Origin of the sequence: Oceaniferula marina, assembly GCF_013391475.1 — a bacterium.
Classification (GTDB): domain Bacteria; phylum Verrucomicrobiota; class Verrucomicrobiia; order Verrucomicrobiales; family Akkermansiaceae; genus Oceaniferula; species Oceaniferula marina.
In genome coordinates this window covers 277,979-303,955 of sequence record NZ_JACBAZ010000002.1, presented here as the reverse complement: position 1 = coordinate 303,955, position 25,977 = coordinate 277,979, and the positions used below count along the sequence as shown (strand labels likewise).

The following is a 25,977-nucleotide window of genomic DNA, read 5'->3' as shown; positions in this document are numbered from 1 at the left end:
CGAAAAACCTCGGGAAAGCGATCGTTTTCCATGTTCATTACCACTGCCATCACCAAGCAGAGTCGCAGCTTAAAAACAATCCCACTTGCGGTATCCCGAGTTCAAGTACACCGTGCAGGATGGTTACCCCCACCCATACCCCACCCCTGGTTCGCTCCCTCTGTTGGTTGTTGTGCAGCATCATCGGACTGATCGCCTCTCCCTCCCTCACGGCAGAACCTGCCACCGATAAGGCCGTCGCCCTCGACCTTAGCAAAACCGGCATGCCCTTTCCCGTTCACAAGTTCCGCAACCTCGCCAAACAAAAGAGAAACATCCCCAACGAACTCGATGGCGATTACAAACTCATGATTGTTGCCTTCCAACGTTGGCATCAGGAACTGGTTGATACCTGGTTCCCCGCCGGTGACCTGCTCGAACAGCAATACAAACAAACGGGAAAAACATTCCGTTATTATGAAATCCCCACCATCTATCCGATGGGGCCGATCCGGCGCTCCATGCTCAACAGCGGGATGCGCAGGGGTGTCAAAACCAAAGCCGCCAGGGAGCGCACCTACACGATCTACATCGATAAATGGCCGTTCCGTAAATCATTGCATATTCCCAACGAAAAGGATATTCATCTATTCCTCGTCGATAAACAAGGCAAGGTCGTCTGGCGCTGTCAGGGGAAACACTCGAAAGAAAATGAATCCTCACTCCGCCAATTTCTCAAAAAACAAATGCGCTAACCCATGACATCCATCCGGTTCTCCCACTTCCGATTCTCCCGCGGCCTCTTCCAATCCACCCTTCTGACCTGCCTTATTTCCACCCCTCTGCTCGGCGGCGATGACCCCGCCCCGATTCTCCCCGATGCCTCCATCCCGGATTGGGTTCCCTCGGTGCGTCTCGGCTACCTGCATCAATTCGACACCGATCTCGACGACGGAGGATCCTTTTCCGTCGACCGCATCAACCTACGCCTCGGCATCAACCGGGTGTTCGACCGCGAACGTAGCATTGGCCTCTCGCTGGGATACGGACTGGACGCATACGATTTTTCCGACCTTCACCCCGAACCGTGGTCGGACATCCACCGCTTCAGCCTCTCGGTTCCGATTCGTTGGGCGATCGATGATCAATGGAAACTGTTTGCCATTCCAACCGTGCGAAGTTCTGCAGAAAGCGGTGCGGGATTTTCCGATTCCATCACCGGCGGGTTCTTTGGCGGGTTCAGTTATGCCTTCGGAGATCACCTCCGCCTCGGTCCCGGCATCGGGGTACTTTCCCAACTCGAGGACTCCACCTCCGTCTTTCCCATCCTGATCATCAACTGGAAAATCACCGACAGCCTGCAGCTCGAAACCGGGCGTGGCTTTGGTGCCAGCCGAGGCCCCGGACTGAATCTGGTCTGGCAAGCATCCGCTGACTGGAAGATCACTCTCGGCAGCCGCTATGAAAAACTCCGCTTCCGTCTGGATGATGATACGTCCAATCCCGATGGCATCGGCGAACACCGAGGTATCCCGGTCTATCTCGGAGCAAGCTACGCCACTTCAAGGTTCTCTGAACTTTCCGTCTATGCCGGCGCCCAGTTCTCGGGTGAAATGACACTGGAAAATGCCTCGGGCAAGCGTCTCTCCCGCAGCGACCACGACACCGCCGCCTTCGCAGGCATCGCCTGGAAATACGGATTTTAATCTGAACGAGGCCCACGAACCGCATCCACTGTTCAAACCTATACAAGTGGTAGGAGGATTGCCCTCAATCCTCCGTCGGGACCTGGCTCAATCAAGCAACAGCCGGGTTTCCAAACAAACAGAGAAAACCAAACCTATCTCAAGCCAACCGCGTGGCGCACCCGATCGAGCACCTTGCTGGCCTCTTGGCGGGCTTTTTCAGCACCTTGGGCAATCACACCGTTGACGTAGTCGAGATTGTTTTCCAGTTCCTCACGCTTGGAGCGCACCTCAGCAAAGTACTCCCAGTAGGCATCAAAGACCCGCTGTTTGAAATCTCCGTAACCAAACCCACCGGCTTCATGGTCGGCAATCATTTGCGCCATCTGCTCGTCATCCGCAAATAACTTGTATAAAGCAATCACCGTGGAGCCATCGGTTGGCTTCGGGTCTTCCACCGCGGTGGAGTCCGTCACCACCCGCATGATCGATTTACGAATCGCTTTCTTGCCCCCGGTCAGTGGAATCGTGTTGTTATAACTCTTCGACATCTTCTGGCCATCCAGCCCGGGCACCACTGCCGTGTGCTCCTTGATCTGAGCCTCGGGAATCACCAAAGTGCCCTCACCGTAGCGGTCGTTGATTTTTCCCGCCAGATCACGCGTCACCTCCAGATGCTGCTTCTGATCCTTGCCCACCGGCACCAGATCCGCATCATAGAGTAAAATATCAGCCGCCATCAGCGCCGGATAGGCAAACAGGGCGTGGTTCGCAGCAAAGCCTTTGGCCACCTTGTCCTTGTAGGAGTGGCACCGCTCCAGCAGACCCATCGGACACACCGTGGAAAGCACCCAAGCTAATTCGTTCACCTCGGGGATGTCACTCTGGCGGAAAATCGTCGCCTTCTCCGGATCCAGTCCGCAGGCGAGAAAATCAATCGCCAGATCCTGGATGTTACCACGCAAGGTGGCCGCATCCCCAGTGGTCGTCATCGCATGATAATCCGCAATAAAATAAAAAGCTTCCCCCTGATCCTGAAGATGAACAGCAGGCTCCATGGCTCCAAAGTAATTGCCAATGTGAAGTTTGCCGCTGGGCTGAAGTCCGGTAAGAATTCGCATGGGGCGGAGCGTTAAGAATCACAGCCCAAGAGTCAAGAGACAAGATTTCCGCCATCGGCTTTTCTCACGGTGCCTATGGCCATCACTAGCCATCACTGCTGCACAACGATGAGGCTGAAAACTTGAAACTTGAAACTCCCCAAGCGTGCCGCCTACTCTGGCAGCGTGAGCAGTGATATGACAAGCCGCACCCTGCTGATGCTGGTCAAAGATCAGGGAAATGACGCGTCTTGGCAGGAATTCACCAAAGCCTATCACGGCTACATCTACGCCTTGATCCGTAAACGCGGGATCGCTCATGAGGATGCCGAAGAACTCGTCCAGGATGTCATGGTCAAGGTCTGGAAAGCCCTCGGTGACTTTCTCTACGAACCCGAACGCTGCCGATTCCGCACCTGGCTTGCCCGGATCTGCAAAAATACCTCGATTAACTTTCTCAAGTTAAAAAGCACCCGCCAAAAAGCAATGCACATCGATGACGGCGAAAACGCTGTCATCCAACTCTGCCAGCAGGCGAAAATCGAGGAAAACGAAGAAATCGAATGGCAGCTCTTCATCGCCGGCAAAGCCTGGCAACAAGCCCAACAAAAGTTTAACCAACTCCACTTGGACATTTACTCCCGGATGGCCGCCGGCGAGTCCGCAGCCGCGGTAGCCAATGCCCTGGGCATCAAAGAGAACACAGCCTACGTCTACCGTAAGGCTGTGCAAAATGAGATGGGAAAAACCATCAAACGCCTTAACTCCGAACTGGACGCCTAGGGAAAGTCTCAAGCACGCGAGACCTTGCTGAGTGCTCACTCAGAAACGAGTCACATTCATTGCCCACACTCAAACAAAGGCATGCAAGGTCGAGTCCACAAATCGGCAGATAAAACAAAGTTCATTGGTAATCTTATCAGCATAAAACCTGCCAGGTAATCAATCGATCACAGGCGATCAACCGACATACCTCCCCTGGCAGATCAACCTGAATAAAGCCCCAAAGGGGCGGCCAAACGTAGCCCAGGGCAACGCCCTGGGAAACCTGAGCCAGCAAAAAGTTCAAAAGCCCTGTAAGGGCGATCCAAAAGAAACCACCTGTTTTTACCTTATTCGAGTTAGCCCGCCCCTTCAGGGCTCAATCCAAAAAACAACACCGAACCCGGGGCTCTGCCCCGAGCTGAGATGAATCGCCCCTTTGGGGCTAGAAGGATGCCGCCACAAACAAAGGAAAAGATAGGCAACGGCAAGCGGTAGGGCTGATTGGCCTCAATCAGCCGTGGATGCGTAATACCAAGTAGTAAAACAGACGGGACGATTGCCGAGATGAATGAGTTCTTTGGTAAGGCGCGACGAAGCAATGGTGCGGGCACCATGACTAAGGAGAAACAAAGCCAAAGGAGTCATTCATCCGGAACGCTCATGGATCACGCAGTGCTTTTCCACATGCCTCAACAACGATCAATCGTCTCGTCTGTTTTGCGGAGTGGTTATAAACCTGTACAGACACCACTCTTTGATGGAAAACGCCTCCATCAATGAACAACAAATCTGATCAACGTTTCTTCGCCCGATAGCGCCCCTCGATCACTAGGGTGTTACCCTTCAGATGGTGTTGATAACGATTCTCTACGGTCACGGAGTCCGCATCTTTGGACGTGCATGTTTTGGTCCAGATTTCCTTGTTCCCCTTACGCAGAATGCATTTACCATCAGCCGTGAACTCGCGGCTGTGCTTTCCTCCTGCCTCGTAATACCAACGGCCCAGCAAGGGGTGACCAGCAAGACTAACCGCCACATGCTTTTTATTTTCTACTTTCTTCTTACCAGCATTCGGACCGGGAACAAAGTCCGCAGCCGTCCGGGTCTGTAGGGCCTTGAGCTTGCTCCAATCACGCTTCTCATGATCGAAGTTTAGAATCCGGATTTCACCCGGCTTGAGTGTGAGCTGAATCACATCACCATAGGCATACTGTTTTTTCAGCCCCTGCAAACTATCATCGATCGGAGAACTGAGCACATACGACTGCGCCCCGGGGATCAAACCAAACTTACGATTGAGTGTGATCTTGTAGTCTTGTGCCGAATCCGACGGGTTATGAATGCTGATATATCCACGCTTTTCCAGCCAAGCGGTAAATCCATAGACCTCACCCTTTTTAGGGTCCCCACCGTGCATTCGGGATCGCTTAAACGTGGGGAAAACGTCCTCCACCCAGAGCATGCCTTCGGCGAGCACATCCCAGTCGTATTCCTTGAGATTGAAGGTTTTCAAGTAAAGCTCCACGAAGCCGGTTCCCCGTGACATGTTCATGTACAGGTATTTGCGGAACACATCCTTGGGTTCGTGTGATTTGGTTTTTTTCGGTTCGTGATTAAACAACGAATTCATCGGATAGTGGGTTCGCTCCTTCGCCCAAATGTTGTGATAAACTCCATCCCGATAGACCAATTCCTTGGTCCGGCTCGATCCTCCTGCGGCATCACCGGCATTGATCATCCAGACGGCATCCACATGCATCAACCACCAAGGGCTGAGATAGGCTCCATTGGAAATCACGATGTACACATCAGGGTTGGCTTTACCCATGCCCTCGAAAATCTTCATCATCCGCTCAGTGCCCACGACCAAATAATACGACTTCAGCTCATCGTATTTTGGATCGTTGAGCCGCTTATCATCGCTGCTCCACCCCTTGGTTCCGAGCTGGGGCATCGTCGGCACACCATTGGCAGCGCCATCGATATCAAAATCCCGGATATTGAGGTGACCAAAACATCCATCAAGTTTGAAGTAGGTGGTTTCCTCCTTGGCCAGCTGTACCATCCGCTTCTCCAGCATGTCCATGTACTTGGTATTGGCCAGAGACATGTAATTGGTCAGGCCTCCCCAGCCTTTTTCCCGCATCGCAGGAACCGCACCACGGGCACCAAAGTTGCAGCCCGGACTCAACCATAATCCAAGCGTCGATTTAGCCGACTTCACCGTTTTTTGACTCGATCCAAAATCTGAATCAAATTTACCATTCACTTTCCAAACCTGATCAGACCAATCTGATTTTTTGTTGGAATCCTGCCATCCGTCATCAATCACATAGGCCTTCAAGGGTGTCACACCCCGTTTGACACAGAGTTCCTCATTCACCTTGTTCACACTCTTGGCAAAGGCTTCACGTGTTACCCCACCGTGGTAATCAAACCATGAATTGTATTGGGTTTGCAATCGGAGCGGGCGCACACGCACCTGATCGATGTATTCGTAAAAAGCATCCGATGTAAATGCCGGATCATCACTCACACCCATGACGGCAGCGTAGCTCGTGTAGGTTTTCCCCGGCTCGAGCATACGTCCATGCAGGTAACCGCAGCGGAGCTTTTCGCCATCCACATAGTTATAGGATGCTGGAAACTCGATACCCCAGAAGGTTCCCGTTTTGGTGGTAAACAAGGGCTGCCCCAAACCAGGTTTCCACTGCCAGGGTGCACGTGCCGTGATTTTCTTTTCCTGATACGGTTGATAGGCATCCGTCAATGAGAGGGCCTCCACATCCACCCGCTCGAGGCACACTTTTTTCCGGCTCGTGATCTCCAGATACTTACGCATATAAAACGCATCGTCCTCCAGCGTGTAATGGGCGACCACTTTGAGCCCGTGTTTTTCGTTCAGCAGCTCAACTGCGACGTGCCCTTTGTCTTTCTTCAGGGTTTTGCTGTAGGCAAAGTCCTTCGATGTCAGCGTAAAATCCGTCCCTTCCTTGTCAGTTCCCTCGGAGAGTCGCAAAGAAAACTCAGCGCAAGCCGTCGGTTGAAGTTCCCGTTTCGCCTGCTTGTTGTGAATCCCGGAAGTCGTCACCCCCGCCTTATCAATATTCAATACCCGCTGAATACTCTGGTTTTCAAGCGTCAAGGTCTCGGCCGAAACAAGACCCAGGGCCGTGACCGAAAAAGCTGAAAAAAGAAATGTGTGTCTCATATGCCCCTTCAAACAGCAACAATCAGCTGTACTTGATAAAAAAATAAACTATTGCCCCCCGTCATCGTGAATAACCAGCTTCTCAACCGAAATCCCCGATCGCAGCAAGTTCTCTTTTTGGCCCTCATGACACCAAACCTCACGTAATTCCGGCGAAGCTGCAATCGGAGAAAAATCAGTCACCTTCGTACCCCGCACATCAATTTTCACCAAAGGCAAATCCCGAAGCGCACTCAAATCAGAAACGTTACAACCCGTCAAAATCAATTCCCGTATCGGACGCCCGGTAAAGTAACTCAACAACCTGTTGTTCATTCCAGTATGGGCAACATTCACCTTCACCAATGGCATGCGGTCAAGGTGATAGAAATCATGTCCTATCGAAGTGTTGGAAAAATTCACCTCACGCAACGGCAGGTTCTTAATCATAAAGATAAACTGCAACTGCTTATTGTCGGACATGTCCAGGGCCTGCTTCCCTGTATCATATTCAAAATGCAATCGAGGTTTGGGCCCCAGATTGCGCATGTTCAGACTTTCCTCGATGAAATAGATCACATCCTCCTTTGGCAAGCTGCGATCATAGATCGTCTTATACATAAAGTCATGGACCAATCTCAAGTCATTGCTGGGTAACAGCTGCCAAAGCATCGCACTCAAAACCCTCGGATCCTGAATATCCTTGGATCGGTATTTCTCACAAACCTCACTGTGGATGCTGTATTTTTCACCCGCACGCTGAAATGCCTGAATTGCTACACCCAAACGATTCGTCAACATCGCCAAGCGTCCCTTCAGGGCCCAGGCTTCCGGGTCGTCAGGATTCAACTCCAACGCCTTATTCACCATCTGATAAGCTTTTTTATCATACCTCCTCGAATAGAAATAGCGCCCTCTCTCATTCGCCTGATAGTAGCTGATACTTTCCTCTAAATAATCATTGGCAAACACCTCACCCTGCTGCTCTTTTTCCGCTTGAGCCTGCTTAAGTAAATCCAGTGCTTTCTGGGTGTTGTGCTGTTCATTGACCGCTTCTCCCTTGGCATCTTGAGCCGCCCGCTCGGATAAACGCAGGTGATAAATAAATACAGCGGTCATCGACAATAACACCGCCAGCGCCGAGGCAACAATACGCACAACCGCCTTGTTCCGCCGGTAAAGCGACTGCAACAACCGTCGACTGCTATAATCTTCCGCTGAGGTCAGATAACCCGCCCGGTAAGCATTGATATCATTGCGCAGGTCTTGAACAGACACATAGCGATTCGAGCAATCAACCTCAAGAGCCTTGCTCACCACCGCCCGCAGGCCCTCGGGAATGGCATCCAGAGAAAAGCTCCACTCACCCGCCAACGTGGCGGCCATCACATCGTCATTCGTTTTTGCCGATATCGGCTGCTTTCCAGTGATGATATACACAAGGATCGCCCCCAAGGCATAAACATCCGTCTGGGCCGTTTTACGTGTCCCTTTCTTGCATTGCTCCGGAGCCATAAACCCAGGCGTCCCAGACAAATATCCATGACGGGTGAATTGCCCCGTGCTCTGCTCGATAAGAGGAACCGCCCCGTCACCCGCAACTTCATCACCCGACAAGCGGGCCAAGCCCCAATCACCCACCAACACTTCCCCGTAGGAACTCAACTGAATGTTCGACGGTTTCAAATCCAAATGGAGCACCTCGTGCGCATGCGCATAAGAAACCGCATCACACACCTTGATAAAAGCATCCAACAAATCATTGCGCACCGCCGGCTGGTTCAAATTCTGTCGATGTTTCTGCACATCGCGCTGCAAGGTATCCCCCTGAATACGCTTCATACAAAAAAACGGCCGCCCATCTTCCAAGCCCATATCGTAAAAGGGGACAATGTTCGGGTGCTCCAGATGCGCATGCAAGGTCGCCTCCCTCAGAAAATCATCCTCCAACTCTTTATTCTTGGGATACGCCCTGACCAATCGCCGGCCGGTTACCCGGTCCAAGGTCAAATACACCAGCTTGGCCCCACCCTCGCCGAGCAAGTCCTGATCCTCGTACCGCGGCTCGCTCAACTTGCGCTCCAAACTGCGAACCTCGGAAAAATGCTCCGCCGCATCCTGAAACGCCTGGATCAACGCCTGCCTGGATAATTCATGCTCTGCCATGCTCCCCTCTCCCATATCAGAAGCTCCTTACGCTGTCAGGAGCATTCTTCTTCCACCGACAAGGCGTCCCAGGCCGAAGGTTAGAACAACTCTGGCCTTGCATAGGTGTTTAGGAATGCTTAAATAAATGACCGCAGCCCCTGCGCAGCAGCTTTCATCCCCATGGACGATACCGATACATCACCCGAGCTGACCCCCGATGAGGATACCCAGCACGAACATGCCAATTTACCGAGCATGTACGAGGACTACTTCCTCGATTACGCAAGTTACGTCATTATGGAACGGGCCGTCCCCCACCTCGGGGATGGCTTGAAACCCGTGCAACGACGTATCCTGCACTCGATGCGCGAACTCGAAGACGGGCGCTACAACAAGGTAGCCAACGTCGTCGGCAACACGATGAAGTACCACCCGCACGGTGACACTTCCATCGGAGATGCCATGGTCCAACTCGGTCAGAAAGAGCTTTTAATCGACACCCAGGGGAACTGGGGCAACGTCCTGACCGGTGACAAAGCCGCCGCCCCTCGATACATCGAGGCCCGACTCACCCCCTTCGCTCTCGACGTCGCCTTCAATCCGAAAACCACCGAATGGACATCCTCCTACGATGGCCGCAACAAAGAGCCCGTCACGCTTCCGCTTAAATTCCCCCTGCTGCTCGCCCAGGGAGTCGAAGGCATCGCCGTCGGCCTCGCCTGCAAAATGTTGCCACACAATTTTTGTGAACTGATCGAGGCCAGCATCTGTGCCCTGCGCAAGCAACCGTTCGAATTGGTCCCCGACTTCCAAACCGGCGGCATCATGGATGCCAGCAACTACAATGACGGCCTGCGTGGGGGCAAGGTCCGGGTTCGAGCCAAAATCGAAATCGAGAAAAAACGGGTCCTGCGTATCAGAGAGGTTCCCTTTGGCGTCACCACCGGCAGCCTGATGGACAACATCGTCGCCGCCAATGAAAAAGGGAAAATCAAAATTTCCAAAATCGAGGACAACACGGCGGCGGAAGCCGATATTCTCATCCACCTTCCGGCAGGCAGCGATCCGGAGGTCGCCCGAGACTCCCTGTTTGCCTTCACCGATTGCGAAGTCTCTCTCTCTCCCAACGCCTGTGTCATTCACCAAGGTAAACCTCGCTTCATGGGGGTCAGCGAAATCCTCAAACACAGCGCCCAGCAAACCAAGGACTTGCTCCAACTTGAACTCGAAATCCGACTCGGAGAACTCGAGGACAAATGGCACTTCAGCTCGCTGGAACGCATCTTCATCGAAAACCGGATCTACCGCGATATCGAAGAATGTGAAACTTGGGAGGCCGTGATCGAAGCCATCGACAAAGGCCTCGACCCCTTCAAAAAACTCCTCAACCGCGAAGTGACCACAGAGGACATCGTGCGCCTCACCGAGATCAAAATCAAACGGATCTCGAAATACGACAGCTTCAAAGCCGACGAAGCAATCAATAAACTCGAAGAGGAAATCGCCGAGGTCGAAAAAAACCTCCGCAACTTGACCCGCTACGCCGTCGCCTACTACAAAAACCTGCTGAAAAAATACGGTAAAGGCCGCGAGCGACGCACCGAAATCGCCAGTTTCGGCGTGGTCAACCGCGTTCAGGTCGTCGCCGCCAATGAAACCCTCTACGTCAACCGCAAGGACGGATTCGCCGGCTACGGCAGCTCGATGAAAAAGGATGAAAGCATCGAAAAATGCTCATCCATCGACGATATCATCGCCTTTGACGGCGAAGGGGTGATGCGTGTGGTCAAGGCCTCCGACAAGGTCTTTGTCGGCAAACGCGTCCAACACATTGCCGTATTCCGCAAGGATGAGGATAAGATTTATTCCATGATCTACCGCGACGGACGCCAGGGCGCAGTCTATGCCAAACGCTTCCGCGTCGGCGGAGTCACCCGCGGCAAGGAATACAACCTCACCAAAGGCTCCAAAGGATCGCGCGTACTTTACTTCGCTGTCCACGACAGTGAGGAAGACAGCGCCGCCAATACCGTGCTGGTCCACCTGAAACCTGCTCTGCGACTGCGTAACATCTCCCGCCCATACCAATTCGGCGAACTCGCCATCAAAGGCAGAGGGGTCAAAGGCAACATTGTCACCAAACACCTCGTCGACCGCGTTGTCCGTATGCCCAAAGAATCCACGGACGCCTCAAAAGAGGACCCGGATTCCTTCACCTTGGAATAGCCGGGACTGGAGCGAAACCATCATAACATCACTTTCCGCAGCCAGAGACTTGACGTCATTTGCAATCTTTGCAATACTGTTCGCATGAACAAATTGCTGATTGCTCACATTGACCGTGCTTATACCTCCTGCTGCCGTATCTTCTGGCGTGCCTTTGATCAATTCCGCCCCGCCTGTGGCGAGTGGCTTGCCCGTGTCACTTGCAAATTGCGGCGTAAACCTTACCGCCCACGGCTCACCCCCCGATGGCAACAATTAGAATTGCCACTCTCCCACACTCCGGTCCAACGCTGGAACCGCTAGAACGCCATCAGGGTGAACAGGATAACCTTGGGCAGGGACTTGAATAGGACCTTGAACAGGATATCCAACGAGGGAGAGCCCGAGGATCGCCCGATCCAACAGAACCCATCCTGCAGAACCCATCCTGCAGAATGGCTCAAACAAATCAATCCGGCTAGGACGCTCACGCTTATGAAGCACCCATAGCGCTCTTATGAAAAACACCATTCTCCTCGCCATTCTCTGTCTCGCTCTCGGCTTTTCCGCCGGGTGGCTCGCCAAACCCGCAACGACCACGGCTCCTCCTGAAGAGGACCCCGCTCCGGTCACCAGAGCAAACAAAAAAGCCAGTCCCAAGTCTGTAGCCACCACGCCGGATACCCGTCCGCGAACACGCTCCTCCGTCGAGGTTTACAGCAGCGATGACGAGCTCGACGAAGAAACCAAACAGCAAATCAATGAAGCACAGTCGCGCCAACAAAAAATGGTCCGCGATCAATTGAAGAAAAAATTCGACCTCAAAATTGCAGCCATGGTCGAAGAGTTAGGGCTCGATGCCGAGCAGGAAAAAGCCTTGCGTGATTTCTTCGAGCAACAACTTGATGTCCTGAGTGAATCCAACCCCATGGAAATGGCCAGTGATCCGGAGGCAATGAAAAAACTTGCCGCTGCCATGCGCGGTGACGGCCTGAACGAACACATGGCCAATCACCTGTCCGAAGAACAGATCGACAAGCTTGAAGCGTTCGAAACACGACAGAAGAAAAACAAAACCGAAGGGATGGCGATGAAAGACTTGGCAAAAATCCAACAAGCCCTCGATCTCTCCGAAGAGCAGCGGGACGCCGTCTACGGTATTCTCGTTGAGGATGCCGCCAAAAACCTTGAAAATCAAAGCGACACAACGGTTGTGATGGATGGCATGATGAAAAGCATGGGAATGGAGATGGACCTCGGCGACATGGATTTCGATGGATTAATGCAACTCGATCCGGCCCAAAACAATGGCGAGCCGATCGACCAATCTTCGGTCATCGCCAAAATGAAAGAAGACCGCACCAAAAAAATCGATGCCAAGGTCGAGCGGATGGCTCCGGTCCTCAACGAAAACCAGCTCAAACAATACCGCAGCCACCTTGAGAGCAAAGGAGGCCTCTTCAATATGATGATCCAGGGCATGGAACAATAAACCATGGATTCCGCCAGGCTAATACCACTCCGCAAAACAGACGAGACGATTGATCGTTGTTGAGGTATTTGGAAAAGCACTGCGTGATCCATGAGAGTTCCGGATGAATGACTCCTTTGGCTTTGTTTCTCCTTAGTCATGGTGCCCGCACCATTCCTTCGTCGCGCCTTGCCAAAGAACTTATTCATCTCGGCTATCGTCCCGTCTGTTTTACTACTTGGTATAACACTGCCCCTGAAGATTCGAAGGCTCAGCCCACGATTGAAAGCCAGTAATCTTTTTGAGTTAGACCAAGTAGTAAAACAGACGGTATGGGCCTGCATTCATATTTGAAACGCATGGTGTTCATTGATGAAAGGACGGCTCGAGCTTCACGTTTTAGTTGAACGCTCAACATGTCCAATATCAAAATCCCCACGATTGTATCCCTCTGCCTCATCTCGATCCCCGCGCTACTTCCCTGCAATGCGGCGCCCCCCGCTGAACCAAAAACATCATGGCCGGATGTCGAATCCTTCGAGGGAAAATCCCTCCCTGCCTATGTTACGTCGGAAAAAAGTAGTATCGAACTCAGCAGTGAACACATTCAAGACGGCAAACAGTCGCTGAAATGGACACTTCAGAATGGGGCCAGCTTGAAATTTGCCACCGGTCCACTCGGCAACGTCAACGTCTACACTGGCTACGGCGGATATTCCCGGTCCTCTCTCACCCTGCCCGTCAAACTCACTGGATTATCAAAGACGGCAAAACTCACCGTCGAATTTCGCGCTGGAGACGAGGCGGCCGGCCACTATGACATCCCCTTCGCCCACGTCGGCTGGCAACAACTCGTCCACCATTACACATGGCATACCAAGATCAAATGGACCAAGGGAAACCTTCGCTCCAAACTCGACAACATCGTCATCCGTGCCAGTGGTATCGAAGGTAGCACCCATGCCTATTTCGATGCCATCCGTTTCAATCACCCGAGGGATTTTCGTGATGCCCGCAACCCGGTCCTCCAAGCCTGGGCTCCCAAAAAACCAAATTTCACAGGCAAACCCAATCCCGGACCCGAGGAGCTGGCCAAACTCCAGACTCTGGAAACCTTTTTTACCCCACGCCCCAACACCGGAGCCTCTGCAAAACACTGGCAGAACGAAATCAAGCGCATCAACCAGCGCATCGAAAAGGAATCCCTGGGCCATGGAAACCCAATCAGCAAAAATCTCGGTCACTATTTCGGCTTCCTCAACCTGATCGCCGACCGCTACGCCACCTGCCCCAGCCCGGAATACAAAAACCAATTCGCCAAACAGTTCATCACCATCAATCACTGGATGCAGGAACAAGGGCTCGTCGTCAACGGTAGCTGCGGTAAAGCCAATAACTATGTCGGCCGCACTTATGTTGATGCCGTCACCAAAGCTCGAGAAGCCCTGGCTAAAGATGGCTCCTTGCAACGCTCACTCGCCTACATCAAATGGTCCTACCACTATGACGACCGCTTTTTCCGGCCGGGAAAGAAGGGAGAGGAATCCGACTTCGGCATCGGGCAGGTCGTCTCCATGGATTACCTTCACAACGAAGCCAGACGCATGCTGCAAATCGCCCTCATGCATCGAGATACCACCGAGCGCTTCCACCATGTCAATCACTTCAGAACCGTCCTCTCCAATCAAATCACAGCCAGCATCAAACCCGACGGTTCACTCTTCCATCACGGGTTTCATTATTTTGCCTATGGCACCATGGGGATGAACTCCATCTCGGGCACTCTCCTCGAACTCTCCAAAGCAGGACTCCCGGTAAGCCGCCCCGCCCTCGACGCCATCAAGCTCGGTATCATGCGCATGCGCTGGTACTCCGGGGGCGACACCGTCATGCTCGCCCTCTGCGGTCGTCACCCCAGTGGAACCCAACGGATCCCTGCCGAGGCGTTCCTCAAGTTGGCTCAGGCCTATGCTCCCTATCTGGAAGGAAAATGGGATCCCGAAATGGTCGCCGCCTACCTCAGGTTCCGACCTGCAAAAGCCGTGGAAAAACGCTTCCATGGATACCAACAAGAGAGTCACCCTCATGGCCATGTCAGCATGCCCTATGCGGGGCTCGGCCTGCACCGACGTTCGCATTGGCTCGCCGGAGTCAAAGGCTTCAGTCAGTATGTTTCAGCTGGTGAAAGCTATGCGAATGCCAACCGCTTCGGCATGTATCTCTCCAATGGTTTCCTCGAAATCCACAGCCACCCCCGACCGCTGCCATCGGTTCACGGGAGCGGTACGCTTCCTGATCAAGGATGGAATTGGTGCGCCTTGGATGGGACCACCAGCATCCATGCTCCACTCTCGAACATTGCCAACGGCAACGGTACCCGGATCGAACGCAGCGGGGGCAGCTTCAACGGCGGACTGAGTCACGACGGAAGGAACGGTCTGTTTGTGCTCAACCTCGACAGCCCGATGCAGGCCCATCGCTGCCGTGAAAAAGGAAGCAAGGGTGGCCCCTTTAAAGCTCGTAAATCATGGTTCTTTTTCGATCAGCATATCATCTGCCTCGGCACCGGAATCCAGACAGATCAAATTCAATATCCTGTCCGCACCACCTTGTTTCAAAAACATCTTAACGGCGAACACACAACGACCATCGCCAATGCTGAAACCATTACCCTTGGTGAAAAAACAAACATCCGCTCCTTCCCCAAAGGTCACGCCACCTTCACCGACCCTTATGGCAACGGCTACATCGTCCGCAACTCAGATCCCATCCAGCTCACCGTTGGCCAACAGCAGTCGCGCAGCGGCTACGACAAAGTCGATACCCAAGGGGCCTATGCCACCGCCTGGATCGACCATGGACCCAACCCCAAAAACGCACAATACGAGTACGTCATTCTCCCCCAAACCAATGAGGAAGAACTACAAACGTTTGCCAAACAACTCAAGGTGTCGGATCCAGCCCCCTATCAAGTCCTCCACCAGAGTCAACAGGCCCATGTCGTTTACCACCGGAGCAGCAATACCATCGGCTACGCTATCTTCGAAACCCCGACCACCGATCAACCCGAACCATGGCTCTCAAAAGGGCCGCTTGCCAGCGTCTCCCAAACCTGTCTGGTCATGATCGAGGAAAATGAACAACAAGTCATCGTTAGCCTAACAGATCCAAACATCCGACCGAAAGAGAAGACTCCAACCAACATCCGTATTACCCTGCGTGGCACCCTTTCTCGAACAACGGATGAGCAAGCATCCTATAGCATCGTGCAGAATGAAAACGACCACACCAGCATCACCGTCCCGGTGCTACACGGAGAGTCCCATACCTTATATCTCAACAAGCGCTAAGCCAAAGAAAACATGGCTATCCCTCGCCATACCACCAAACGCATTGAAAGATAAGATCGATTAAATGCGTTCATACAGCCATGATTCTAAGGAGACGAATAACGGCTTCGACATTCTGTATTGCGGCATTGATGATCGCCTGCAATGCGGCCACCGCAGAAGAAAATGTAAAAGCCCCGAATATCGTCTACATTCTGGCTGATGATCAAGGCTATGGAGAAGCCGGGAGCTTCAATCCAAAAAGTGGCATTCCCACACCTCTTGCGTTGATCCTACTTCATGGGGTCTAACCCAAATGGCACCCGTTTAAGCATATTGATCGTCTCTTACCCAAACACTCTCTCTCAGCCGGACAGCTCGGAGCTCTGTCCCTGCCGCCTTCAAAACCTAACATTTAAATTCCATCTTCCATCTTCCATCTTCCATCTTCCATCTTCCATCTTCCATCTTCCATCTTCCATCTTCCATCTTCCATCTTCCATCTTCCATCTTCCATCTTCCATCTTCCATCTTCACTGCTCCACATCCAGATCCGGCACGTGGCTGAACGAAATCCGCATCGGTGCCGCATCAATAGCAGCATGCGCTCCGCCAAGGTAAATCGCCTGTCTCCCGAATTTTCTTACCAAAACATCCATCGAGGCATTCAGATCACTGCGGCACTCAACATCTTCCCCCACGGTCCCTCCTCCGCCATCCCCCATACCAAACAAAGAAGGCGTATAATTACCCTGATGGGTCAAGCGGTCCAACACCACCGACACCTTCAACAATTTCGCTTCGTGCGCCGGTCGCATCTTCCATAGGTGAGCCAGAACTTTGGCAAAAACCAGGGAATCATCACAAGGCTCAAAACCCATCTCCCGCCCCCATTTCCCTCCACGTACATACCGCAGGGAAATACCGAGTTTGGCCGCAAGCCGACCATGATGCCTCAAACGCTGAGCCGCCTTCTGGGTCAATTTGTGCAACACCGCCAGAGCTCCGTCGGGGCCCCGCTTGTCGGGAGGCAACACATGGCTATGGCCAATACTGCGCTGCACCTGACCAATCAACGGATCATCCGGAACTTCCTGCCCCCGAAGCTGAAGCCACAAACGGTCTCCCTCCACACTCCCCCAGGCCGTATGCAAGCGTTGACGATCGAGCCCACACAACGTCCGTACATCATGGATCCCATGTGCATGCAGGCGCAGTTCCATCGCCTGCCCCACTCCATGCAAATCCCTCAGGGAAAGGTCATATAAAATTTCCGGCAGGTCTCTCTCTTCAATCACCAGCAAACCATCCGGCTTCCGCATCTTTGATGCCATTTTTGCGAGCCAACGATTGGGTGCTACCCCTACCGAGGCCCGAATCCATGGACTGACATCCCGGCACACCGCCTCTTTGATTTCTCGACCCACCCGCAACACCGTCTCGTGTTCCCGCCAATTATAAGGCAACCAACACCACATCTCGTCGATCGATAACACGGCCTCCACATGAATGCAGGTTTCCACCGCCGCCACAAGTCGATGGTGAAGCTCCACATAACGCGCCGGTTGTGCCTGCACGATCCGAATCCCCGGACACATCCGCCGCGCATCACTGACCCGGGTCCCCGTCTTCACTCCCTGAGCCTTCGCCTCATAACTCGCCGCGATACAGCATGAGCTCTCCGCCATTACCGGCACAACACCAACCGCCTGCCCACGCAATTCCGGCCGCATGTGCTGCTCCGCAGAGGCAAAATACGCATCAAAATCCACAAACAAGGCGGTCAAGGGTAGCTCACTCATAACTGTTCTAATGAACAGCTAATCGCTAACCCCAGACCACGCAAGTTCAATCTTCAATCTTCAATCACTTCCGCCGCATCGGGGTAGGGGCATATTTCAGCCGCCTTGAGCTGGGCACCGTGTGAGGTCTGGCGCAGACCGAGCATCATCACATTTTTCTGCCCCTGACCGAACTTCAGCCAGCAGCCGGGTAAAAAGTAATCGCGCTGCTGCCCGTGCTGGTAGTGGCGACCGATATTGTGGCCGTTGATCCACATGTAGCCATTGCCCGAGGCATTGATTCTCAGCAGCCAGGGCACCCAGACCTTGGGATCCTCCGCCGGCAACTCGAACTCCAGGCGGTACCATGTCAGCAATCCATCCTGAGTTTGATCCTTCGGCTGCAGCTCCCGCCCCTTCCGTGGGATTTCCATTTCGGTATCCAATGCCACCTTCTGCCAACCGTTTCCTTTGGCAACAAAACCGGGAGCCGTCCAACCGGCCTGCACGCCACCCAGATCCAGGGAAACCTGCAAAGAAAGCGGATTTTGAATGTCATCAGACGATGCCGACAAGCCGGCGTGATCCACCCCGGAAAGCTGCTCCATCGGCACATAACCATGCTCGTGACCTATATTTTCATACACCAGCTCAATCGTATTTTCTCCCGCCTGAAGCAGGCCCTCCACGCTAAACTGGTTGTCGTATTCCTTGGCCCCAATCCGTTCGAATGAGGTCTTCAAATGCCGACCTGCAATATCCGCCACCTTGGTGTCCGGGCTCAGGCGTTTGGCCACTTTCCCATTCACCCGGGCATTGATCATATCGCGACTGAACGAACGAATATTAAGTTGGCTCAACGCCTTCACTTCATCAGCGCTTAATGTCACCTGACTCTTGTAACGCACGTACCGGTGGTCGCTGACCATCATCTCCGACAGCGAGGTTCCGTCCACAAACGGTTTCCATTCTCCGGACGACGGATCTTCCTGTTTCAGGGCTGTTGCGATTCGGACCGACTTCGGTAGCGATTGAGGGCGCGCGATGTCCTTCTGTGTCTTGGGATACCAGCTTCCCTGCCCGGCTTTTTTCCCAGGCTCAATCACCAGGATTTTCGAATCCATCGGCGCAAGCGACAACTCCACCGCAAACGATGCGATGTCGGTTGCCTGTGCGGACTCCTTGTCCACCTCGATCAGCACCTTGTTGCCGTGCTGGTCAATGTTGTAGACCGGGCCACGTGGGCGGGTTCCGGCTCCGGGCTTCAGCGTAAAGGTGCCCTTCACGCTCTGCTTGCTATCAGCATTGTGCACAAACACAAAACGAGTCCCGTCAGGTGCCACACGCACGCCTCCGGTCAATGACTTCGGTGCCGATTCAATCTCGCAAGGACCACCGTGGGCTCTGACCAGTCGAGCTTCGTGCTCTCGGATAAATCCGCCAAGCGCTTTAGCGGCAAGATATTTGTCCCCCACGGCACCCGACTCACGGATCGCCGCATTGTAATCATAAGAGGTCGTCTGGCCACGTGCCCCCCAACCGGCAAAGTGGGTGCCTCCGACAAACATGTAGGGGTTCAGACACGTCGCCCCACCGAGCATCGACATGATATTGATCGCCTGATAATGCTTGGCATCCGAGTAGTGATCTTCGCTCAAGCCACCGCCGACAGTCGAAAACCACCCCCCTTGCAGTTCGCACACCAGTCCGGGTGCGTCCGGCTGCGCCTTCTTCAAACTGGCCATACGATAGGCGCAGTCCCCGGCCTTGCTGTGGCCAATGTAATAGTTATCGCTGTCGAACACCTGAGACAACACCGGATCGGAGCTGCCGCGGCATTCATTGGTCAGACAAGTAAAAATCGGCACATCCACACCGGAATCGACCACAGCCTGGAACAAGGCGCGCATCACCTTCTCCTTACCCGGCGTCCCGTGGTGGTTGTATTCATTTTCAATCTGCACCAGAATGATTCCTTTTTCACCCGGCTTCTTCCGACTCAGTTGATGCTTTGCAAACAAAGGGCAAACTGCACGATACCAGTGAACCGACCAATCGATGTGTGCCTGATCATCACTGCGCAGCCAAAGTTTTGGCATCCCCTCCTTGCTCATGTCCGGGATAAATTTGGCCAGCCAACGCGGGTAGCCGCCACCAGCCCATTCGGCACAGATAAACGGTCCGGGGCGCACGATTGAATACATCTCATACTCCTCGTGAACCAGCTTGAGAAAGGCCTCGAGCTCACGGACATCCACCTGGGAATAATCATCCAGCCCCTTCGGCAGCTCCCGCTCGTGCCAATTCCACGGGACATAGGTCTCGATCGTGTTGAACCCGGCCTGCTTGATCTTATCGAGGCGCTCGCGCCAAAGCTCCTTGGGCGTGCGGTAGTAGTGAAAAGCCGCACTGTAAACAAAAGTATCCTTGCCCTCGATCTGAAAACAATCGCCGTCGTAGCGAATTCGCTCCGGGTGACTAAACTGCTTCGCCGGCCGCTCCGGCGTGTTGTTTGCCTCATCTGCTGTCGCAAGCATTGCTCCCCCGATCTGAACCATTGCCAAGATCAGGCCAACGGGTTTCCTCCAAGCCGTCCATTTCTGTGTGCTCATGTCTCTGTATGTGTGTGTTTTCCAATGAAAGCTACGCCCGAATCATCAAACGACAAGCTCCACGGTATTGACATCTACTGCAGACAGCCCTGAAGCCTTTCACAGGAGTCAGGCATAGGCAACGCTACACACGAGGAACAAAACGACAACTGCCCTACTCAAAATCTTCATCACTAGATTCGTAGAGTAAGAATCTACTCAGTATGTTGCCAGTATAAATTGTAAGAAAGAGCCACCAACTACACAATAAGTAACAAGCAAACTCAGAGATTGAGACAAAAAATCTCGCCCCTTGCAAATGATCCGCCAGGCAAACAAAGCCTATCGCCTTTTCTTCGGCCAGTCGTCAGCTGATTTTTCGGTCACTTGCCCGGTGGTCACAACAACAGTCTGGCCGGACGCAACGTCCTCCTTGAGACCGTTGATAGAGGGACAGACCTTTTTCTTTTGACTCGTTCCTTGTGGTTGTTGTTGCCAGGCTCAAAGTAGATGGATGAAATCATTCAAGTGACGCCCTTTCAAAATTTCCTCCTCCTGCACATCCCCGGGCGTGATTTATGTAAGATGGTGATGTTATGAGGGTCATGGATAAGCGATTCGCTTTACCTTCTGTGAAAATTTAAATTCGTTTTACATGATGTGTCGGCCGATCGTCGGTGCAACGGATCTTTGTTTCAGATTGTTATCCATAATCCCCTCTCCTTGTTTGTTTTTTTGTAAGTTTTATCAGGCCTGTTTTTTGAAAAGAATCAATTATTCTAGGATGGTTAGAATCTAACTTATAAGACCGGGAAATATTTTCTTTTTTGCAAAAAGAGACGTTGACGTAGGGTCTTGGGATCGTTAGTTCAGCCAGTATGACAGGTACGAACACCATACTGGCAGGAATGACGTGGACGCTGATGATGCTTCCCGGAAGTGGAAAAGAATCGGCGCCTATGAACGAGGAGGAAATGAATGGCTTTGACCGTGCGGTCGAGGTTATCTCACCTGTATTGAAGCGCTTTTATCCAGAAGGCGATGGTAAATGGCGGGTGGGAACCGGCTTTGATTACAGCACCGGAGATTATGGTGACTCTGTGGACACAGACATCATGTATGTTCCATTTAACTTGAGTTATCATCACGATCAATGGGTAGCCAAACTTTCGGTTCCATGGATTCAAATCAAGGGGCCGGGTTCGGTGATTGGTGCAGGTGATGGAGGTGTGGTTATCGGAGGGGGAGAAGACGAAGTCAATACAGAATCGGGGCTTGGGGATATATGGGCATCCCTTAGTTACAGTCTACAGAGTTTTCCCACAGAGTGGGGGTATTTGGACCTGATAGGAAAAGTGAAGTTTCCAACTGCCGATGAAGATAGAGGACTTGGTACAGGTGAAATGGACTACACCTTGCAAGTGGATTACTTCAAATCCCTGGGGAAGTTCAGCCCAATGGCTACGCTTGCATATAAAATCAAGGGAGATCCGGACGACTATGAAATTGATAACGTATTCTATCTATCGGTAGGAGCTGATTATCGTTACAATAAGGAGATTAACTTTGGTGCAACTCTCGACTTTCAGGAAGCCAGTAGTTCGCAGTCCGACGATGCACTGGAGCTGTTTGCTTATCTTGGATATCGTTTTTCGGACAGCTTTCTTGTGACCGGCTACGGCTACACCGGATTTACCAATGGTAGTCCTGATATTGGTGGAGGTGCACAACTTCGCTTTACCTTTTAGGGGCTGGCGACTGAAGATTTCTCCCCAGGAACCATAAACATAAGAATATAATGAACTGTAAATATAAAAAGTATAGATGGATGCTGCTTACCGGACTAATCAGTTACGGTACAGCAATGGGGCAAACTGAAAACATAGATCCTGCCGCAGGAGAATCGTTAGGTGAAAAGCATGTTTTACAGAAAGTGGCCTCAGGTTTTGAGGACTTTGCAGGTGAAAACGCACTGCCTTTAGTCGAAGCTCTGCGCTTGGGACAGGATCTTAACTACGATGTGGAAACTCAAATCGAGGTGGAAGTTCCAGTGTTAGATTCTGATGGCAACCCCGTTTATAAAGTCGACGCCGAGGGTGTCCAATTACTTGATGCGGATGGCAACCCTATTCCTGAAACCACTATTGAACAACAGACTGTGGTGGAGAATATCGTGGTGACTAATACGGTAGGTGCGCAGGGGGTGGGAAATGTCAAACTGAGTATGCTGATGGCGGAACGGATGCTATCCGATAAAGGCCTGGACGGCACAATGGATAACATTTCCGGTGCGCTGTTTGGGCTTGATCCAGCATTGGCTGATGGCATTCTTGAAATGCGAGCTGCAGGTTCGGGCTGGGGTGATATTAGTAAGGAGTTGCTCGGGGTTAAGGTGGGCGAGTTAATGTCTGGTCACAATAAAAGTCTGCGGGATAAATCTGCTCGTCTGCCCAAGGAAAAGGTTGGGATGAAGTCTGAGCATTTAGCCAGTGCGGGACGTCCCGAAAAAATCACGCGTCCCGAAAAAAGCAAACGTCCCGAGAGGGGAGCACGACCAGAAAAGGTTGCAAAGCCTGAGAAGCCAATGCGCCCAACCAAGCCAGAACGCCCTCAAAAACCAGAGCGTCCCCAAAAGCCCGAGCGTCCACAGAAGCCCGAGCGCCCCGAGAAACCTGCTAAGCCAGAGAGGCCGAACCGTTAACAATCGGTCTGTGGTTTAGAACCAAGTAATGCCTAAGCCCCGCCAATTGGCGGGGCTTTTTTGATGGCTGCACCCCTATGACAGGTAACAATGCTAGCGGTTCGTGTCAGGTGAATACTATCACTTTACACGTAGGCAACAAATCTCTTCCTGACTCCTTTACACGTTCTTTTACAAAAGATAAGCACATACAAGTGTTGTATTGCGGAAGCAATCTCCTTCAGTTCCTTCCAAAGTTCATTTTTACCTTCAGCATAGGCAACGCTACACACGAGGAACAAAACGACAACTGCCCTACTCAAAATCTTCATCACTAGATTCGTAGAGTAAGAATCTACTCAGTATGTTGCCAGTATAAATTGTAAGAAAGAGCCACCAACTACACAATAAGTAACAAGCAAACTCAGAGATTGAGACAAAAAAAATCTCGCCCCTTGCAAATGATCCGCCAGACAAACAAAGCCTATCGCCTTTTCTTCGGCCAGTCGTCAGCTGATTTTTCGGTCACTTGCCCGGTGGTCACAACAACAGTCTGGCCGGGAGCAACATCCACCTTGACGTAGGAATACTCCACACCATTTTCGCTGGTCACAGTGGCTTTTTTGTCGACTCCATTCACCTTGAGTGATGCATACTTGCCGAGAAACTCGGCTCTCCAAGTGATGGCCCCCTTCGACTTTTCGCTATTCGTGAAGCTGGATTGATACTGACCGTCGTGCCTGAGGTTCACCATTTTCTCAATGTCACGCTGATAGTCCTCCGTGCTCATGATACTCTGGCCAAGCGGGATGTTCTTCACCTCCACGAAGCCAATCGATTTTGGCAACATGGAGAGTGTTTCGATCGTGTTTTCATTCAACTTGGGATCGTATCCCATCATGTACGTGATTGTGTTGGAAACATTGGTGAAGGCGATTTCAGGGTAAGTCCGGATCTGTTGCTCATGAGAGCGGTTAGATGTGAAACGGTCCAAGCCCGCTTGCATCCAATACCAGCCTTTTTCCACTTGCCCGTAATTGTAAAACGCCTCGGGAAGATAGGTTTTTGCTTCCTCGTTCAGATCTTCCGAATGGTCATGGATAAACTGCAGGTAAGCATTGGCTTTCTCACCCGGCTCAAGAAGTTCTTTCATCGGCATAAAAAAGCTATTTTCATGCCCCCAACCATAAATCGCGTTGCCATAGGCGTCGTACGCACGAGCATAGGTTTTTGTCCTTGGGTTATACCATTGCTCCCGGAAATTCTTCAGAAGCGTCGCAGCCTTCTTTTGGTAAACATCGGCTTCTTCAAGAAGAGCGGCTTTTTGCTCTGCTCCAACAAGCTTGGCCTTCGCCCGCAGCATGCCTTCGTATGAAAGTGTCGCCTGGTACTGAACCCCCAGGGTGTCCCCGGCTTCTGCCACCCGGTTCATGTTGTTTTGAATCCGATAGATCTCACGGCGCTGCTCGGAGGTTTCTGCCAAATTGAACTTCAGATGAATATCTTCAAGATTCGCCCAATCCAACGTAACCTCCTTTTGGGCCAATATGTCTTTGGCATGGCCACGGTCGTTCGATTCGACCACCACCCGCGGTGACTGCCCATTCGAAAAGTGAAAGCCAAACGACATCTTATAACGCCTCGACTTCGTCTTTTGTTGTTTGGAAATGTAAGCCCCCTTCAGAGTCACGGTATTGCCCTCCACCAAGTAATCCGTTCCAGCAACCAGTGCCGCCGCACCGTCCTTGACTGATTGAAGTGTCACGCCGGCAGGCACCGTAAATGTCACCGGAATGTCCCGGGCCTCTTCGGTGTTTTCAGTGAACACGTAATCGCGGCTCAGGATAGGCTTGGATCCGTCAGATCTAACGAGATTATTCACACGCACCGTCAGGTAGTCTTCTCCACCATTTTTAAAACGAACCTGCAGAGCGAGATCCTGAACACCAATACGTTTGAAGTAAGCTTTGCTGATCGTCAGGCTGCCCGTCACACCATCCTCGTTGAGTTTAAAGTTCAGTTCCTCAGGGCCAAGGTGGCTGGCACCTTCGAACTCCCAGAGCGTTGGCAGAATCCCGGATCCCCGGTTGTCCACGTTCCCATTTCCGTCGAAATCATAACGTGGGATGAACTTCTCATGGATTTGTTTTCCAAATGCCATGAACTCATCCGACAACCAACGCTCGTCACCGGTGTATTCATACATGGTGTAGATTTTTTCCAGACACTCAAGAGGTGCCGGAAGCTCCTGAAAGCCAGCCCCCATGTAGTGCGGCTTACCGTAAAAATCATACGACCAGAGGGTCCAATATTCCTGCCAAAAGGTCTTTTTTTGCGCGCTGGCCCATGGGTCAAGCGGATCAAAGCCGCGCACATTCACCGATACCCGCTTCGGCTGCAATGCATCATAAGCAAAACGATGAAGCATGCTGATATTCTCTTCATTCAAGCTCAAAAGTGCCGCCCCCTCCGCCTGGTGCAGCACATCGCGCAAACAAAAGAGCTCCCGGTATCCGTGCGCCTTTTTGTGAGGAGTGCCATGGTAACTTCCCCAGAGCGCGGGAATAGCTGGAATTCCAGCCTTGGGCGACTGAAGAACCCGCGGTTCAATTTCGGTTGTCGGGTATTGTTTCGGCCCGACCACCAGGTAATCATAGACGTAATTGATCGAATTCTTGAGCGCGATATCCAACTCGGGATTGCTGGATGTGATTTCAAGCCCGCTTGCTGGTCGGATGCGTTTATCCCGGATTTTTCCGTCGGCCATCGCTGAATTGGAAAGACAAGCCGCACCCACAACAGCCGTGAGCACCATACTCTTCATGATTTTCCCCGTGTTCATAATCGTATCAGGGCGTTAATTTTCCCCTCAAGGCCGGAATTATCGGGAAAGTGACCCAAGGTCAACCCAAGCGGAGCCCCCGCATGCCCATCTCGCCAGCAAAGCGATTCGCCACTGCCGAATCCGCATACCCACCCGCACTTTGTGCCACATCAGGCTCTACAGCCAACTTCTACTGCCAACTCATACCGAATGATGTCAAATCAGAGAA

16 protein-coding genes are annotated in these 25,977 nt (G+C 52.2%); 10 read left to right on the top strand and 6 right to left on the bottom strand.

The features are described from left to right. Nucleotides 1-119: 119 nt before the first annotated feature. A complete protein-coding gene (locus HW115_RS05750) occupies nt 120-734 on the top strand; it encodes a hypothetical protein (protein ID WP_178931644.1) in 615 nt (204 codons plus the stop codon). Between the two features lie 3 nt (nt 735-737). Beyond that, on the top strand, nt 738-1,685 hold the full coding sequence (locus HW115_RS05745) for a hypothetical protein (protein ID WP_178931643.1): 948 nt from the start codon (nt 738-740) through the stop codon (nt 1,683-1,685). Nucleotides 1,686-1,819: 134 nt separating this feature from the next. On the opposite strand, the gene trpS is transcribed toward HW115_RS05745, so the two are convergent. Continuing rightward, entirely contained in the window at nt 1,820-2,785 is a 966-nt protein-coding gene (gene trpS, locus HW115_RS05740) for a tryptophan--tRNA ligase (RefSeq protein ID WP_178931642.1), read from the bottom strand. Between the two features lie 129 nt (nt 2,786-2,914). Between trpS and HW115_RS05735 the strand changes: the two genes are divergently transcribed. Then, on the top strand, nt 2,915-3,547 hold the full coding sequence (locus HW115_RS05735; RefSeq protein WP_178931641.1) for an RNA polymerase sigma factor: 633 nt from the start codon (nt 2,915-2,917) through the stop codon (nt 3,545-3,547). A 775-nt stretch (nt 3,548-4,322) separates the two neighbouring features. Here HW115_RS05735 and HW115_RS05730 read toward each other — a convergent pair. Continuing rightward, complete coding sequence (locus HW115_RS05730; protein ID WP_178931640.1) at nt 4,323-6,740, bottom strand: alpha-galactosidase; 2,418 nt, start codon at nt 6,738-6,740, stop codon at nt 4,323-4,325. A gap of 48 nt (nt 6,741-6,788) precedes the next feature. Next, entirely contained in the window at nt 6,789-8,885 is a 2,097-nt protein-coding gene (locus HW115_RS05725; protein ID WP_178931639.1) for a serine/threonine-protein kinase, read from the bottom strand. Between the two features lie 162 nt (nt 8,886-9,047). Between HW115_RS05725 and HW115_RS05720 the strand changes: the two genes are divergently transcribed. The 5 genes from HW115_RS05720 (at nt 9,048) to HW115_RS05700 (ending at nt 16,183) form a co-directional block, all read left to right on the top strand. Beyond that, nucleotides 9,048-11,093, top strand: a complete 2,046-nt coding sequence (locus tag HW115_RS05720) for a DNA gyrase/topoisomerase IV subunit A (RefSeq protein WP_178931638.1) — start codon at nt 9,048-9,050, stop codon at nt 11,091-11,093. Between the two features lie 84 nt (nt 11,094-11,177). After that, nucleotides 11,178-11,396: a hypothetical protein gene (locus HW115_RS05715; protein WP_178931637.1), complete on the top strand. Its 219-nt coding sequence runs from the start codon at nt 11,178-11,180 to the stop codon at nt 11,394-11,396. Between the two features lie 193 nt (nt 11,397-11,589). Then, nucleotides 11,590-12,564 carry a hypothetical protein gene (locus HW115_RS05710; RefSeq protein WP_178931636.1) on the top strand — a complete coding sequence of 325 codons (975 nt, stop codon included), beginning with the start codon at nt 11,590-11,592 and terminating at the stop codon, nt 12,562-12,564. A 395-nt stretch (nt 12,565-12,959) separates the two neighbouring features. Further along, nucleotides 12,960-15,893 carry a polysaccharide lyase family 8 super-sandwich domain-containing protein gene (locus HW115_RS05705; RefSeq protein ID WP_178931635.1) on the top strand — a complete coding sequence of 978 codons (2,934 nt, stop codon included), beginning with the start codon at nt 12,960-12,962 and terminating at the stop codon, nt 15,891-15,893. A gap of 80 nt (nt 15,894-15,973) precedes the next feature. Further along, on the top strand, nt 15,974-16,183 hold the full coding sequence (locus HW115_RS05700) for a hypothetical protein (RefSeq protein WP_178931634.1): 210 nt from the start codon (nt 15,974-15,976) through the stop codon (nt 16,181-16,183). A gap of 222 nt (nt 16,184-16,405) precedes the next feature. On the opposite strand, the gene HW115_RS05695 is transcribed toward HW115_RS05700, so the two are convergent. Both HW115_RS05695 and HW115_RS05690 read right to left on the bottom strand, forming a co-directional pair. Next, a complete protein-coding gene (locus HW115_RS05695) occupies nt 16,406-17,674 on the bottom strand; it encodes a DNA polymerase Y family protein (RefSeq protein WP_178931633.1) in 1,269 nt (422 codons plus the stop codon). Between the two features lie 53 nt (nt 17,675-17,727). Beyond that, complete coding sequence (locus HW115_RS05690) at nt 17,728-20,265, bottom strand: beta-galactosidase (RefSeq protein WP_227021302.1); 2,538 nt, start codon at nt 20,263-20,265, stop codon at nt 17,728-17,730. 857 nt (nt 20,266-21,122) lie between these two features. On the opposite strand from HW115_RS05690, the gene HW115_RS05685 reads away from it, so the two are divergent. Together HW115_RS05685 and HW115_RS05680 are read left to right on the top strand one after the other, a co-directional pair. After that, nucleotides 21,123-21,992 (top strand): hypothetical protein, encoded by an 870-nt coding sequence (locus tag HW115_RS05685; protein ID WP_178931632.1) that lies wholly within the window; start codon nt 21,123-21,125, stop codon nt 21,990-21,992. A 50-nt stretch (nt 21,993-22,042) separates the two neighbouring features. Next, nucleotides 22,043-22,945 (top strand): hypothetical protein, encoded by a 903-nt coding sequence (locus HW115_RS05680; protein ID WP_178931631.1) that lies wholly within the window; start codon nt 22,043-22,045, stop codon nt 22,943-22,945. Between the two features lie 463 nt (nt 22,946-23,408). Here the strand turns inward: HW115_RS05680 and HW115_RS05675 are convergent, their stop codons facing one another. Beyond that, nucleotides 23,409-25,766, bottom strand: a complete 2,358-nt coding sequence (locus tag HW115_RS05675) for a X2-like carbohydrate binding domain-containing protein (RefSeq protein WP_178931630.1) — start codon at nt 25,764-25,766, stop codon at nt 23,409-23,411. Nucleotides 25,767-25,977: the final 211 nt, after the last annotated feature.

Coding starts and splice junctions, on each gene's coding strand:
- HW115_RS05750 (WP_178931644.1), top strand. CDS start 120: ATGGTTACCCCCACCCATACCCCACCCCTGGTTCGCTCCCTCTGTTGG.
- HW115_RS05745 (WP_178931643.1), top strand. CDS start 738: ATGACATCCATCCGGTTCTCCCACTTCCGATTCTCCCGCGGCCTCTTC.
- trpS (WP_178931642.1), bottom strand. CDS start 2,785: ATGCGAATTCTTACCGGACTTCAGCCCAGCGGCAAACTTCACATTGGC.
- HW115_RS05730 (WP_178931640.1), bottom strand. CDS start 6,740: ATGAGACACACATTTCTTTTTTCAGCTTTTTCGGTCACGGCCCTGGGT.
- HW115_RS05725 (WP_178931639.1), bottom strand. CDS start 8,885: ATGGCAGAGCATGAATTATCCAGGCAGGCGTTGATCCAGGCGTTTCAG.
- HW115_RS05720 (WP_178931638.1), top strand. CDS start 9,048: ATGGACGATACCGATACATCACCCGAGCTGACCCCCGATGAGGATACC.
- HW115_RS05715 (WP_178931637.1), top strand. CDS start 11,178: ATGAACAAATTGCTGATTGCTCACATTGACCGTGCTTATACCTCCTGC.
- HW115_RS05710 (WP_178931636.1), top strand. CDS start 11,590: ATGAAAAACACCATTCTCCTCGCCATTCTCTGTCTCGCTCTCGGCTTT.
- HW115_RS05705 (WP_178931635.1), top strand. CDS start 12,960: ATGTCCAATATCAAAATCCCCACGATTGTATCCCTCTGCCTCATCTCG.
- HW115_RS05700 (WP_178931634.1), top strand. CDS start 15,974: ATGATTCTAAGGAGACGAATAACGGCTTCGACATTCTGTATTGCGGCA.
- HW115_RS05695 (WP_178931633.1), bottom strand. CDS start 17,674: ATGAGTGAGCTACCCTTGACCGCCTTGTTTGTGGATTTTGATGCGTAT.
- HW115_RS05690 (WP_227021302.1), bottom strand. CDS start 20,265: ATGAGCACACAGAAATGGACGGCTTGGAGGAAACCCGTTGGCCTGATC.
- HW115_RS05685 (WP_178931632.1), top strand. CDS start 21,123: ATGACAGGTACGAACACCATACTGGCAGGAATGACGTGGACGCTGATG.
- HW115_RS05680 (WP_178931631.1), top strand. CDS start 22,043: ATGAACTGTAAATATAAAAAGTATAGATGGATGCTGCTTACCGGACTA.
- HW115_RS05675 (WP_178931630.1), bottom strand. CDS start 25,766: ATGAACACGGGGAAAATCATGAAGAGTATGGTGCTCACGGCTGTTGTG.